The following is a 13,267-nucleotide window of genomic DNA, read 5'->3' on the forward strand; positions in this document are numbered from 1 at the left end:
GCCCATGCGACACGTGCACGCCTTCGGTGACGACGCCCTCGGCGACCTCGACGCGGTCGGCCTGGCCGACGCCCTGCGTGACGGCCGGGTCGGCCGGGCCGAGCTGGTCGAGGCGGCCATCGCCCGCACCGAGGCCGTCGACCCGGTGCTCAACGGCCTGGCTTACGCCGCGTTCCAGCAGGCCCGGGACGCCGCCGAGGGCAAGCCCGCGGACGGTTTCTTCGGCGGGGTCCCGACGTTCATCAAGGACAACACCGACGTCGCCGGCCAGCCGACGATGCACGGCACCGACGCGTGGACGCCCTGGCATGCCGTCGGCAACAGCGAGTTCACCGAACTGTTCCTGGCCACCGGCCTGACGTCGGTGGGCAAGACGCAGTTGTCGGAGTTCGGGTTCAGCGCCTCGGCCGAACACCCCCGGCTGGGGCCGGTCCGCAACCCCTGGAACACCGAGTTCAGCGCCGGCGCCTCGTCGTCGGGATCGGGCGCGTTCGTCGCCGCCGGTGTGGTGCCGATCGCCCACGCCAACGACGGCGGCGGCTCCATCCGCATCCCGGCCGCCTGCAACGGGCTGGTCGGGCTCAAACCGTCGCGCGGGCGGTTGCCCCTGGACCCGACGCTGCGCCACATACCGGTGGGCATCGTCGCCAACGGCGTGCTGACCCGTTCGGTGCGGGACACCGCGGCCTTCTACCGGGAGGCCGAGCGCATCTGGCGCAACCACAAACTGGCGCCGGTCGGGGACGTCACCGGACCCGGCAGGCGGCGGCTCCGCATCGCCGTGCTGACGCGTTCGGTCATGCGCGAGTGCAGCCCCGGGATGCGGGAGCTGACCCTGAAGTCGGCCGGGCTCCTCGAGGAACTCGGTCACCACGTCGAACACATCGCCGAGCCGCCGGTGCCGGCCAGCTTCGTCGACGACTTCGTGCTGTATTGGGGATTCCTGGCCCTGGCGCAGGTCCGCATCGGGCGCCGCACCTTCGGCGACACGTTCGACCGCACCCGGCTGGACAGCCTGACGCTGGGCCTGGAGCGACACAGCGCCCGCAACCTCCACCGGCTTCCGTTCGCGATCGCGCGCCTGCGCCGGCTGCGGAGGCGTACCACGGAATTCTTCGGCGCCTACGACGCGGTACTCACGCCGACCCTTGCCGATGAGACGCCCCGCATCGGCCACCTCGCCCCCGTCGACTATCGGCAGGTCATCGACCGGCTGATCGACTGGGTCGCGTTCACCCCACTGCAGAACGTGACCGGCGAGCCGGCGCTTTCACTGCCGTTGGCCCAGTCGTCGGACGGCATGCCGGTGGGCATGATGCTGTCGGCCGACATGGGGCAGGAGGCGCTCCTGCTGGAGCTGGCCTACGAACTCGAAGCGGCCCGGCCGTGGGCCCGCATCCAGTCCGGCGGGTCACCGGGCTAGCCGCGACCGTCCGTTTGTCGCGACGCGCTTTCCCGGGCATCCCGGTGGCTGCCACGCCGAACGCCCGGCCCGTCACTTCGGCCGCCGGGGATTAAGGGCGGGGGCACGGGGTAGTCCACCGTCGTTGGAGGTCGAAGAGCGGCAGTCTGCGACTCCCGCCCGCGACGCCTCAGCCCTTGTGGCGCAAGAGATCGTGGTACGCCGAAGGCGATGATTGCGTTGCCGGGCAGACGCAAAAGGCATGGCGCACAGTCGGTTTGAGCGCGATATTCGGCTCCGGGCTTTCCTCCAGCACTCCTATTGCGGATATTGCGCAGGAGTCTCGAGAAGTGACGGTTCGAGGTCGGAGCAGGTACCCATGCCCAAGACGACGAAGAGTGGCAAGCCCAGGCAGGACGAGTTACCCAGCACCCTGCAGCGTTCCGACGCCAAAGCCCAGCGCACGTTCGCCAAGGCGCACGACTCCGCCGTCGAGGAGTACGGGGAGGGGCAGCGGGCGCACCGGGTCGCGTTCGCGGCCCTCAAGCACAGCTTCGAAAGGTCGGCGACCACTGGGAGCCCAAGGACGAGAAGGGCCCCTCCGACAAGCGCGCCGAGAGCGGCGGCCCGAACGCCAGCGGCCCGACCGCCGAGGGCGTCGACGCCAACGCCAGCAAAAAGCGTCTGTGCGACGTGGCCCGCCGCCTCGAGATCGACGGCCGTTCCAAGATGAACAAGCCGGACCTGGTGGATGCCATCGAGAAGCACAACCGCCGTGTCCGGGGGAAGTGAGCGCTCGGGTCTGACCGCCCGCAACCCGCGCGTGCGCGCCATCGCCGAAACCCTGCTGTGGTGGGGTGGTGACCGTCGCGGTGTGGATGGCCAGCCTGTCCTCCTTCGCGGCCGACAAATTCCTGGTCGGGACGATCTGCACGCTGCCGTGCGCGATGGTGGCCAGGCCGGCGCGGCAGGCCAACGACGGGAAGTGGCGGTTTCCGGTCCGCTGGCTGGGCTGGCTGCCGACCGTGCTGCGCGACATCGCGGCGCAGACGGTCACGGTCTGGCTGTATGCGCTGATCCCAAGCCGCCGGCACGCCGAGCTCACCACCCTGCGGCTGCCGGAGGAGGACGACCCGCCGGCCGCCGGCCGTCGCGCCACCGCGGCGCTGAGTTTCTCCACCACACCCGGGACGGTCGTCTGTTCGGCCAGTGAGCGCGACGGCACCCTGGTGCTGCACCGGGTGGGCCGGCCGGGCCGGCTCGAAGTGCAGGTGACGCGGTGAGGGCCGGGGCGATCGCCGTCGTCGTGCTGCTCCTCGGTCAGCCTCGTCGGCATCGCCCTGCTCTACTCGCAGGTTGGCCAGCTCGGCATGGCCCAGCTGGGAATGGGCCTGGCGCAACGGAAGCCGAACGCCTTTACGGTCACCGCCATGGTGCTGCTGTTCACGGCGCTGCTGGTGAAGGCCGCGATCATGCCGCTGCATTTCTGGCTGGCCGACGCGCACGCGGTCGCCCCCGCCGGGGTGTGCGTGATGTTCTCCGGTGTGATGGTCGAGATCGGTCTGTACGGGATGTGGCGGCTGTACACCACGGTGTTCGCCCACGCGCTTCCGCTGTTGACCGGCGTTCAAGGTGAGCATGTTGGCGGCGTTCTCGGTGAGGATGATTAGCGCGATTTGGTGTTCACGCTGACGCTGTGATGCTCGCGGTGACGGTGTCGGCCGGCGGTGGTGTTCACGGTGCCGGCCGGGGATGGGCGAGCGGGATCGCCGGCCCGGCCGGATTGGTCCGGGCGATGTGGGCGGTTCAGGTCGGTGCGGCCAGAAGCCGGCCTTGGGTGTGCACGCCGATCAGCGTCCATAGGGGTTCGGTCAAGCCCAGCCGCTGGCGGGCCGCGCAGGCGGCGGCGGCCAGGACGATAAGCGCGTTGTGCAGCGGGTTGCTGGCGCGAGGCAGCTGGTTGAACGCGTCGGGGTCGAGCCGGATGAGGGCCTGGCTGCCGCGCTGCCATAGCCATTGCAGATGAACGCTGCGCGTGGCGCGGCGTATCCAGCGGCGCACGGTCGACGGCGAGCGGTCAAGCGCGGTGGCAATACGGCGATGTCCGTGGCCGCCGGCCTTGCCGGCCAGGGCGGCGCCAATCACTTCGGTGGTGTCGGCCAGACGTGGCTGCAGGGTGGCCGGCAGCAGAATCTGGGTGCTGGCGCAGCGGGTGCATCGTGCCCGCCTGGGGCGCACGTCGAGGGTCCGCGCGCCGAGGCTACGGACGCGCCGGCGGCGGCCGTATCCCCACCGTGTGAGGGCGCCGCCGCACCCGGGGTGCGGACAGCCGAGCTCGCCGGCGCCCAGGGCCTGCTCGGCCCACTCGACGGTGCGGACGACGATCATCGGGTGCTCGGGAGGACATGAAGCACCAAGATGGTCTACCACGATGCCAGTCGGGAAGGGGTCATCTCGTGTTGGCCGCCCCGGGCTGGAACCGTCACTGCGCCAGTCGATCCCCCGGCCACGAACATCCGGCGCCACGATGATCGCCGAAACGAACCCAGGCCACCGTAACCCCGGGAACAGGGGGCGTCGTCACCATGCCGCCGCTCAGATCCCGCCGAAGCATCCTCACCCTCAACGCCGGAACCCCACCCCCAGGTGGTCACCCTGAATGTCCGTCAACATTCCGCACGCGGTCGTCAGTGCCACCTTCGAGGCGCTCGGCGCCATCGCCGCGGTCCTGGGCGCGATCATGTGCCTGTTGCAGCGGCACCTCAAGAGAATGCTGGCCTATTCGACGATCGAACATGTGGGGCTGTTCCTGGTGGCCATGGCGAGCCTGCACCCCGAGGCGGTCGGCGGCGCCGCGGTCTTCGTGCTCGGTCACGCGGGTGCGAAGTCCGCCCTGTTCCTCCTGGTGGGCATCCTGCTGACGCGCTGGCGGACCGTCGACGAGCTGGACCTGTCGGGCAAGGCGCGCGGCGACCGGATTTTTGGGCGCGCTCTATTTCATCGCGGCGGTGGCGCTCATCGGGTTGCCGCCGTTCGGGACCGGGCTGGGCAAGACGATCTGCGAGGACGCGATGAGATCGCCGTGGACATCCGCGTTGTTCACGGTGTGCGGCGCCCTCACCGGTGGCGCGGTGCTGCGCGGGGCGATGCGCTGTTTCACCCGGTGGGGCGTCGGTGCCGAGCCGAGCGCGGGCCTCGGCCAGGCGACGAAGGGCGAGGAGCAGCCCGACGCCGAGCTCAACGGCACGCCGGCCAGCATGTACGCCGCCGTCATCCTGCTGCTGCTGTTGTGTCTGGGAGCCGGTGCGTTCCCGGGCATCGCGCACGCGGCGAAAGCGGCCGGGGACCGCTTCCTCGACACTGCGAGCTACACCGCGGCGATCCTCGGCCACGCTCTCGCCGGCAACCCCGCCGGGGCCGCGCCCACCTGGTCGCTCACCGGGGCGGGTCTGGCGCTGGCGACCGTCGCGGCCGCCGCCTGCATCGGCTACCTGTCGCTGCGCCAACCGGGCCGCGACTCGCGCCCCGGGCGGGCCGCCATTGCGGTGCTCCGGCCGGGAATCGCCGCCCTGCGCGCCGCCCACTCCGGCCGGATCGGCGACTACGTCGCCCGGATGTACGCCGGCCTCGCGGTGCTGATGACGGTTCTGGTGGTGCAACTGCGGTAGTGGGGCCCGTTTACCCCGGCGGTCGCCGGGCACCCTGGGGACCATGGTTGCGTCCACCACCCGAGACCGGATCAAGAGCTGCCTCAACGACGTTGACTTCCCGGCGACCAAAGACGACCTGTTGCGCTCCGCGCGGCGCAACAGGTGCGACGCCGAGACCGCGCGCGTTGCGTGGCATCCCCGCCGAGACGTACAACAACCTCGAGCAGATCTGTGCGTCGGTCACCATCGTCGGTGGCGACCCGATGGGAGACGCACAGCGGGTTGGGGCCGGCCGTGCGCACATCGAAGCCGGTGTGGCCGAAGCGTCCAGGGGCATCGGCCCGCAGCACCCGATCGTCGACGAGTCGGGCGAGAACCGCGGCCTGACCGACTTTGGCTACTCCGACCCGAGCTTTTCGAGCATCCGCTTGAACTCGCGTTGCTGAGTTCCGGTCAGCTTCGCCAGGATGCGGGCGTCTGCCGCGCGCACCGCGGCCTCCGCGCGCTTCAACAACACGTGGCCTTGGCCGGTCAGCGTGGCCGGCAGCGCGCGCCCGGACGGGACCGTCGCCGGGCGTGTCACCGCCCCAACGTCTTCCAGCTTGCGCAGCACCGTGTTCATCGCCTGCGGCGTGACGTTGGTGTGGCGGGACAACTCGGCGCTGGACAGTCCGGGCGAGATCGAGAGAAGACGCAGGCAGACGAATTCGGGCAGCGTCAGACCCAGCGGGCCCAGCGCCGCGGAGACCTCGGGGCGCAGAACGGCGCCCACCCGGTAGAGCAGGTAACCAAGCGGAGCGTCTTGAGTCTGAACCATGTCAGCGATCTTGACATATTCTTCCGTGCTGAACCCACGACACGCGTTTTCGCGCCGCGATTGCGGGTAGAGGCCCTGCATGACGCCGAAACCGTTCCGGGACCGCCGCGAGGCGGGTGCGGTGTCGGCCGGCCGGCTGCAGCATTACCGGGGCCGTGACGACGTGGTGGTTCCGGCGCTCGGGGGAGTTCCGGTGGCGTTTCGAGGTCGCCCGGGGGCCGCACCGCCGGACGTCGTGGTCGTTCGCAAACTCGGCGCGCCCGGTTCGCCGGAGTTGGCGGTCGGTGCGATCGCCGGTGTCGGGGCGGTGGTCGACGACGGCCCGGCCACCGGGGCGACGAGGTACGCCGCGTCGCGGGTCGTGGTCGCGGTGCCGGTCGCCGACGAGGTGATCTGCGCGAGCACGCCAGGACGGTGCACCGCGGTCGGGACGGCGTACTGGCGCACCGCGCTCGGCGCCCCCGACGGCGTGCTCCCCGACCACGAACTGATGGCCCCGGTGGGCGACGCCCGGTTCGTGCTGACCGGCGAGTCCTACGAGGACGAGGTCGTCGCGCAACTGGTGGATCGGCAGCGCCCCGACCTCGATGTGGTGCGCCGCGACCGGCCCGGCTTCGAGCCGTTGCAAGAACTGGCCGATCGCCTCGACGCCGACAAAGACCCTTCGAAAATCTCTTTGTGGGAGCACAATTCGAATCTGGTCCACGCGCCTGCCACCGAACTGGGCGATGGCCGAACGGCGGAGTCACTACTTGCCGGCCCGGCCCGCCGAGCAGTTCGGCGCCGTTGTGCACCTCGACACGACCTCGGCTATCCTCGCGCTACCCGCACGCCGCTGCTGCCCGTCGTGCAGACCACCACGCCGAACCGGCCCGTCGCCGGCGGCCACACCCGCACGATTGGCGTTCAAACACCAAAGCGCCGGTTTTCTGGTGAAGTTCATTCGGCATCCATGGAACGGGATGTCGCGCAGGCGATTTTCACGCTCACGGGTCGGTCCGGTGCCCGGGGCCGGGGTGTGCGGTTCGGGCGGGGCCGCGCCGGCCGTGATATTGGAGCCGGCATTTGTTTGCTATCGCAGGGATCTGCGGGCACGGTTCGTGTGGCGGCGACGGGCGCCGACACCAATTCGCCGCCAAGCGAATTGGTGAGGAGCGCCAACGGGCGCACACTCCTAGTGACAACCCGGTCCGGCTCTGCTATACCTCAGAAGAGTCTTCAGACTGCAGGGCGACCATCCATCACGGGCCCATATCCTGTGCGGCGTGATCCAGAGTGGATCAACGGAACCTGCCTCCATATTTCCTGTGCTCCAAGTACTTCGAACGCCGGCGCCGTTGGCCCATCAGGCGGGGGACCGCAGGCTACCGACAGAGAGGTGATGACGTGAAGTGGCCGGACTTTTCGGAGCTGGGGCAGAGATTGAAGATCGGAGCGGGCGACAGGGTGGCGCTGATCAACGCGCCCTCCGGGTACGAGCACGTCATTCCGGGAGTGGACGGGTCAGCCCCTGATCGGGCCGACGTGGTCATCGGATTCATCGCGGGTCGCGGGGATCTGGACCTGTTCTCCGCCCTCTACGATGCCGTGCTCGCCGGCGGCCGGGGCTGGCTGGCCTACCCCAAACCGGGCCGGTCGCAAGTCGATCTGCACGTGCACCGGGACTGGCTGGCGCGGGAGGTGCGCCGCTACGGCGTGCAATCGATGGTGCACGTGTCGATCGACGAGTCCTGGTCGGCACTGGATGTGGAGGCCATCGCGCTCGACGGGGACGAAGCTGCGCTCGCCGAAGCGGATCTCGCCTGGCCCGTTTGATGACGGCGAAGCAACAGCGGAGCCAACCGACAACGAAGATGGAGACAAGGATGAGCAGGATTCGCTGGATGCTTCGACTGACGGTCGCCGGGATAGCGGCGGCGGCGATACCGGGACTGGCCGGTGTGAGCGGGGTTGCTGCGCCTGCGCGGGCCGCGGCGCCGGAATTCCTCAAGGTGCCCTCGCCGTCGATGGGACACGACATCACCATCGAATTCCAGAAGGGCGGCGCGCCGGCGGTCTACCTGCTCGACGGGTTGCGCGCCCAGGACGACCGCAACGGCTGGGACATCAACACCAACGCGTTCGACGACTACGCCGGCTCGGGCATCTCGGTGGTGATGCCGGTCGGTGGGCGGTCCAGCTTCTACACCGACTGGTACGGGCCGGCCAACAACAGCGACGGTCCTCCCCAGACCTACAAATGGGAGACCTTCCTGACCAGCGAGTTGCCCGGTTACCTGGCGAACAGGGGCGTCAGCAGAACCGACGATGCCGTCGTCGGGATCTCCATGTCCGGGTCCTCGGCTCTGATCCTGGCGGCCTACCACCCCAACCAGTTCAAGTACGCCGGCTCCCTGTCGGCCTACCTGACACCCTCGAGCGGCTCGGGTCCGATGTACATCGGCATGGCCATGGGCAACGAGGGCGGATTCAACCCGCACGACATGTGGGGCCCGGACGGCGGACCCGGCTGGCAGCGCAACGATCCCACGGTCCAGGTCGGCAGGTTGGTCGCGAACAACACCCGGCTGTGGATCTACAGCGGCAACGGGACGGCGTCGGAGATCGGTGAGGGCAGCATCCCGGGCACCGTGATCGAGCAGGTGGTACTGGACAGCAACGTGGCCTTCAAGGACGCCTACATCGGTGCGGGCGGCCACAACGCGACGTTCAACATCGATCAGAACGGTGTGCACAGTTGGGGATACTGGGGCGCGCAGTTGTCGGCCATGAAGCCCGACATGCAGCACACGCTGGGCGCCGGTGGCGGCGGGGCGTCCGGATAGCCGCCTCGGTCTCGACGCAGTCCTGACGATTCGGGCGGCGGCGCCGATGCGCCGCCGCCCGAATCGTTGCGCGGGCCCGTGCCGCGAGCCGATCAGCAGCGCGTGTGCCACCGGGGCACAACTCGCTGGGCATGCCGCAGGTTCAACCGAAGGAGCGGTCCGCCTGCGCGTATCACTCTGGCAGCCAGAGGCTTTCGCGGCGCCGTCGCCGGAATCGGCGGCCGGCCGGCTTGACCTGTTCCACCGCGTCGTGCTGGGTGGTGCCCAACGAGGTCATCGTCGGGATTTCCAAAGCTCCTCGGTCGCCCGCGGGCCCGCTAGCCGTTGTCGCGCGCAAAGTACCGGTCGCCCCCAGGTCACGGGCACCCGCGCTCCGGAGATGTAACTCGCCTCGTCGGAGGCCAGCAGCACGTAGACGGGGGCGAGCTCCACCGGCTGTCCGGCGCGTCCCAGTGGCACGTTCTGCCCGAACGATTCCACGCTTTCCGCGGGCATGGTCGAGGGGATCAGTGGGGTCCATATCGGTCCCGGCGCTACGCTGTTGACCCGAATGCCTCTGTCGCCCAGCAGTTCCGCCAGACTGGCGGAGAAGTTGGCGATCGCGGGCTTGGTCGCCGCGTACGGCGCCAGGGTGGGGTTGGGGGTGTCGGAGTTCACCGAGGAACTGCCGATGATCGACGACCCGGCGCTCAAGAACGGCAGGGCGGCCTTGACCAGGTAGAAACAGGCTCCGACGTTGAGCCGGAAGGTGTAATCCCATTCCTTGTCGCTGATTTCGTCCAGGTTCTGGTGCAGCATCTGGTACGCGGCGTTGTTGACGAGGATGTCGATCCCGCCCAGTTCCTGGACCGCGCGGTCCACGACGGCGCGGCAGTGGGTCGGGTCGGACAGGTCACCGGGCACCAGAATGCAGGTGCGGCCGGCCTCTTCGACGTAGCGGGCGACGGCGCGCGCGTCGTCGTGTTCGGCGAGGTAGGCGACGAGCACGTCGGCGCCTTCCCGGGCGTAGGCGATCGCGACGGCACGGCCGATGCCGCTGTCGCCGCCGGTGACGATCGCCTTCTTGCCGGCCAGGCGGCCCGTGCCGCGGTAACTGTCCTCACCGCAGTCGGGAACGGGTGTCATCCGGTCCTGTTCGTCCGGGACGGTCTGTTGCTGTGCCGGAAAGGCGATGGTCACTTCCTCTTTCGGTTCAGGATCGGTGAGTCGGGCCGGCAGTGGGAACGTCCGGGTCGTCGTCGGCCGGCGGTTCGGGATTGCGCCACTCCTCGCTGCGACTCGGCCGGTTGGCGCGCAACGTGCCGTCGAGCTCGTGATTGAGCTCGACGTCCTCGCGCGAACCGTGCTTGGCGTTTCCGCGTTCCATTGCCGCCCCGTCACCCCCTCGACGTCGAATCCCGCGCGGTCCGGCGGCTCGGGCGGCTCGCTTGCGGCTACCCCGCTGATCGGCGGTTAACCATGGGGCGCCGGGCGGGCCCGCCACGCCGGTGGCTGTGGTACACGTGTTGCAGAAGTGGCGCAGTTGTGTTGCCGCGCAAACTATTTTCGTGGCGTTGACGCAGGCAGGGCGGCCAACCGCGATGCCTGCGCGGTAGCGACGTGTTTGAGACTCCGGCCGACAGGTTATGGAACTTGGGTGCGGTTGTCGCCCAGAGAGCGACTGTTCGACACGAAAGGAATGAACATGAAGTTCACCACTACCGCTGCAAAAACTGCAGTTGCTGCCGGTGCGATCGCAGCGGCAAGCGTCTTCACCGCTGCGACGGCATCCGCCGCGCCGCCGACCGTGCAGGGTTTCGGCACCAGCGAAAAGCTCGTCGACGGGCCGTTGGTCACTGCCTACACCGTGAACAACCTGCACGCGACCAACACCGTCATTCCGGGCTACACCCCGAAAGGCAAGCTGTACCAGGCCGACATCACCGCCACGGCTGATGGTGGCACCGTCACCCCGCTGGTTTCGGACTTCAACGCCCGTTCGGCCGACGGCCAGACCTACCGGGTGATCGACAATGTCCCCACCCCCAACGGCCTGAGTCCGGCGCCAATCGCGCAGGGCCAGCAGTCGAGCGGGACGCTGTACTTCGACGTGACCGGACAGCCGCCGAACGGCGTCGTCTACAACGACGGAGTGCAGGACGTTCTCATCTGGACGAGCAACGTCTGATCGCCCCCCGGGCCTCCCCGCGTCGCGTCCGACGCGGGGAGGTTCGTTTCTGCGGTTCGTCACGGTGCTTCCGCCGCGCCAGAATCGGGTATCCGACCCCCATGAGCGACGTGGATCACAGGCCGGCCGAGTTACAGGAGCAAGCGCAGCGTTACGCCGAACGGGCTCGCGCGCGCATGGAGAGCGTGCGCGACGATCCGGGCGGCGGGATCGGTGCATGGGTCGCCGGGCGCGCCGGCGAGTGGGATCTCGGCGGCCAGGACGAGGACACCCTGCAGCGCCAGAAGTTCCTGTGGAACCTGTTGGTCGACTACTGGTTCCGGATGGAGATCGACGGCTGGGAGAACATTCCCGGCGCGCCGGTGCTGCTGGTCGGGATCCATTCCGGTGCCCCGTTCGTCTGGGACGCGTGGACTGTCGGTCTGCAGTGATGGCGCCGATACGGTCAGGACCGCCCGCTGCACGGCACGGCCCACGACGCGCTCATGGCCATCCCGGTCGTCGGGCGCTACTTCCGGTCGATGGGCGTGCTTCCCGCCGCTCCCGACGCCATCGCCACGGCCCTGGCCGAGGGACGCGACGTGGCGCTGTGGCCCGGTGGCGAGGTGGATTCGTTGCGCCCGTGGATCGAGCGTGACCGTGCCAACCTCGCGGGGCGGAAGGGCTTCGTGAAGATGGCGATCCGGGCCGGCGTGCCGATCGTGCCCATTGCGACGGTCGGCGGCGCCGACGCCATGCCGGTACTGATTCGCGGTGACGGGCTGTCCAAGGCCCTGCGGCTCGATCGGCTGTTGCGGCTCAAGGTCTTTCCGTTCGCGGTCTCGCTGCCGTGGGGGATTGCGCCGGCGGCGCTTCCGCAACTGCCGCTGCCGGCCAAGATCAGGACGCGGTTCATGCCCGCCGTCGAACTCGATCACGACCCCGCGCGCGCCGAGGACGACGACTATGTCGACGGCAAGTATCGCGAGGTGCAAGACGCGATTCAGCGGGGGATGGACGCGCTGGCGCGCAAGCGGGCGTTGCCCCTATTCGCCTGATAGGTGACGAAAGCCGTTGCACCACAGAGGCGCACCGGCCGGTCAACCGTCGTGCGGGCCCGGATCGGACGGTGCCTGCGCGGGCGGCCGGTCGCCGACGATCCATTGTGGCCGTGGCGGCGTCACCGCCATGTAACCCACCCCGCGGACGGTGTCGATCATCGATTTGTGCTCGGCCCCGAGCTTGGCGCGCAGCCGTCGCACGTGCACGTCGACCGTGCGGACACGACCGTTGCTGTCATATCCCCACACCTCGTGCAGCAGCCGGGTACGGCTGAACGCGCGGCCGGCGTGCTGCACCAGGAAGCTCAGCAATTTGAACTCCGTGAGCGTCAGGTGCAGATCCGCGCCGTCCAGCGACCCCGTGCGGCTGGCCGGGTGGAGCATCAGGCCGCCGAACTTCAGCGAGCCGTCCAGTGCGCTGCGCCGGCGTGCGATGGCCAGCCGGAGCCGCGCCTGCAGTTCGTCGGGTTCCGCGGCGGGGGGCATCACATCGTCGAAATGCCAGTCGACGTCGATCGCCGCGAAATCCGCGGGTGCCACGACGGCCACCACCGCGATCGCCGGGGCGTCGGCCGTCAGCCGTCGGCAGACGTTCCGGGCCGTCGCCGGGTCGGTGCGCGCGTCGATGATCGCGATGTCGGCGGAACCGGGATGCCCGTCGGCGTGGTCGGCAAGGGGCGAGCGCCGCAACCGGCCCGCAAACGACTTCAGCGTCGGCAACGCCGATTCGAAATCGTCCTCGTCGGTGACCAGTAGAACGTCCAACGACATCTCCAAAACCGGGGTCTGCTCCGAGACACCTCGCGCGGAGGTGCCCGGCGGCGCAGCGAGGATTACCCGCTCGCGAGGGAAATTATGCCAACCCTCCCCGCTTTGCGGGTCCCACGCCGCGCGAGCCGAAGCACGCCCGGGAAAAATTTGCCCACGGTTCGAGAACGCCGGAATGCCGCCGGAATGCCGCCGGAATGCGATGAGCCCGGCCCGTCGGCACGGGCCGGGCTCATCGTTGGGTCAAGCTACTGGTTGGATTCCTGGCGCTTTTCGGCTGCCTCGGCGCTGCCGCGTGCAGCCTCGGCCTCGGCTTCCTTCTTGGCCGCGTTGCGCTGCGCTTCGGCCTTGTCCTGCTGGGCCTGGCCCTCGCGAGTGAGGTCATCCTGGCCCGTCACCGCCCCGACGGCCTCCTTGGCCTTACCTTTGACGTCCTCGACGACGCCCTTCACGGCTTCCGCGGGTCCGGAGTTGTTGGTGTCCGCCATGGATCAGCTCCTCTTCAGTGGCGTGCGTGCAAACGAGCGGTTTACGCTCCTTGCCGATCGGTGAATGATTCGGCAACACAGCAGCTAGCGGCCCTATTTCTCAAGACCGG

12 protein-coding genes and 6 pseudogenes are annotated in these 13,267 nt (G+C 69.1%); 12 read left to right on the top strand and 6 right to left on the bottom strand.

Translation table 11 applies throughout. The features are described 5' to 3' along the window. Positions 1–4 precede the first annotated feature (4 nt). From ACJ512_RS09195 to ACJ512_RS09210, 4 genes and pseudogenes are all read left to right on the top strand, one after another. Positions 5–1,423: an amidase gene (locus ACJ512_RS09195; protein WP_407689627.1), complete on the top strand. Its 1,419-nt coding sequence runs from the start codon at positions 5–7 to the stop codon at positions 1,421–1,423. Between the two features lie 358 nt (positions 1,424–1,781). Further along, a pseudogene (locus ACJ512_RS09200) lies at positions 1,782–2,194 on the top strand (ChaB family protein). Between the two features lie 68 nt (positions 2,195–2,262). After that, entirely contained in the window at positions 2,263–2,685 is a 423-nt protein-coding gene (locus tag ACJ512_RS09205) for a Na+/H+ antiporter subunit E (RefSeq protein ID WP_407689628.1), read from the top strand. 42 nt (positions 2,686–2,727) lie between these two features. Next, positions 2,728–3,072: pseudogene (locus ACJ512_RS09210) on the top strand (proton-conducting transporter transmembrane domain-containing protein); the annotation flags it as partial. Between the two features lie 136 nt (positions 3,073–3,208). Here ACJ512_RS09210 and ACJ512_RS09215 read toward each other — a convergent pair. Beyond that, positions 3,209–3,790 (bottom strand): helix-turn-helix domain-containing protein, encoded by a 582-nt coding sequence (locus ACJ512_RS09215; protein WP_407689831.1) that lies wholly within the window; start codon positions 3,788–3,790, stop codon positions 3,209–3,211. 352 nt (positions 3,791–4,142) lie between these two features. Between ACJ512_RS09215 and ACJ512_RS09220 the strand changes: the two are divergent. The 3 genes and pseudogenes from ACJ512_RS09220 to ACJ512_RS09230 all read left to right on the top strand — a co-directional run. After that, positions 4,143–4,277, top strand: a pseudogene (locus tag ACJ512_RS09220) (proton-conducting transporter transmembrane domain-containing protein); the annotation flags it as partial. Between the two features lie 106 nt (positions 4,278–4,383). Next, positions 4,384–5,070 (top strand): hypothetical protein, encoded by a 687-nt coding sequence (locus ACJ512_RS09225; RefSeq protein WP_461480174.1) that lies wholly within the window; start codon positions 4,384–4,386, stop codon positions 5,068–5,070. 43 nt (positions 5,071–5,113) lie between these two features. Then, a pseudogene (locus tag ACJ512_RS09230) lies at positions 5,114–5,185 on the top strand (hypothetical protein); the annotation flags it as partial. Positions 5,186–5,449: 264 nt separating this feature from the next. On the opposite strand, the gene ACJ512_RS09235 reads toward ACJ512_RS09230, so the two are convergent. After that, positions 5,450–5,869, bottom strand: a complete 420-nt coding sequence (locus ACJ512_RS09235; RefSeq protein ID WP_407689663.1) for a MarR family winged helix-turn-helix transcriptional regulator — start codon at positions 5,867–5,869, stop codon at positions 5,450–5,452. Between the two features lie 79 nt (positions 5,870–5,948). Here ACJ512_RS09235 and ACJ512_RS09240 point away from each other — a divergent pair, with 79 nt between their 5' ends. From ACJ512_RS09240 to ACJ512_RS09250, 3 genes are read left to right on the top strand one after another with little or no spacing between them, the layout of a single operon-like run. Next, positions 5,949–7,259 carry a hypothetical protein gene (locus ACJ512_RS09240; protein ID WP_407689662.1) on the top strand — a complete coding sequence of 437 codons (1,311 nt, stop codon included), beginning with the start codon at positions 5,949–5,951 and terminating at the stop codon, positions 7,257–7,259. Next, a complete protein-coding gene (locus ACJ512_RS09245) occupies positions 7,256–7,684 on the top strand; it encodes a hypothetical protein (protein WP_407689661.1) in 429 nt (142 codons plus the stop codon). Before ACJ512_RS09240 ends, ACJ512_RS09245 begins: the two co-directional genes overlap by 4 nt. Before the next feature lie 38 nt (positions 7,685–7,722). Beyond that, positions 7,723–8,694 carry an esterase family protein gene (locus ACJ512_RS09250; RefSeq protein WP_461480033.1) on the top strand — a complete coding sequence of 324 codons (972 nt, stop codon included), beginning with the start codon at positions 7,723–7,725 and terminating at the stop codon, positions 8,692–8,694. 336 nt (positions 8,695–9,030) lie between these two features. Here the strand turns inward: ACJ512_RS09250 and ACJ512_RS09255 are convergent. Continuing rightward, positions 9,031–9,867, bottom strand: a pseudogene (locus tag ACJ512_RS09255) (SDR family oxidoreductase); the annotation flags it as partial. 19 nt (positions 9,868–9,886) lie between these two features. After that, complete coding sequence (locus tag ACJ512_RS09260; protein ID WP_461480034.1) at positions 9,887–10,060, bottom strand: hypothetical protein; 174 nt, start codon at positions 10,058–10,060, stop codon at positions 9,887–9,889. A 318-nt stretch (positions 10,061–10,378) separates the two neighbouring features. Between ACJ512_RS09260 and ACJ512_RS09265 the strand changes: the two genes are divergently transcribed. Together ACJ512_RS09265 and ACJ512_RS09270 are read left to right on the top strand one after the other, a co-directional pair. After that, positions 10,379–10,861, top strand: a complete 483-nt coding sequence (locus ACJ512_RS09265) for an MPT63 family protein (RefSeq protein WP_461480108.1) — start codon at positions 10,379–10,381, stop codon at positions 10,859–10,861. 101 nt (positions 10,862–10,962) lie between these two features. Then, a pseudogene (locus tag ACJ512_RS09270) lies at positions 10,963–11,898 on the top strand (lysophospholipid acyltransferase family protein). A gap of 42 nt (positions 11,899–11,940) precedes the next feature. On the opposite strand, the gene ACJ512_RS09275 reads toward ACJ512_RS09270, so the two are convergent. Beyond that, positions 11,941–12,672, bottom strand: a complete 732-nt coding sequence (locus tag ACJ512_RS09275) for a winged helix-turn-helix domain-containing protein (protein WP_407687398.1) — start codon at positions 12,670–12,672, stop codon at positions 11,941–11,943. 245 nt (positions 12,673–12,917) lie between these two features. Next, on the bottom strand, positions 12,918–13,157 hold the full coding sequence (mbp1, locus tag ACJ512_RS09280) for a microaggregate-binding protein 1 (protein ID WP_407687399.1): 240 nt from the start codon (positions 13,155–13,157) through the stop codon (positions 12,918–12,920). Positions 13,158–13,267: the final 110 nt, after the last annotated feature.

This window comes from Mycobacterium cajalii, assembly GCF_045809005.2.
Classification (GTDB): Bacteria; Actinomycetota; Actinomycetes; order Mycobacteriales; family Mycobacteriaceae; genus Mycobacterium.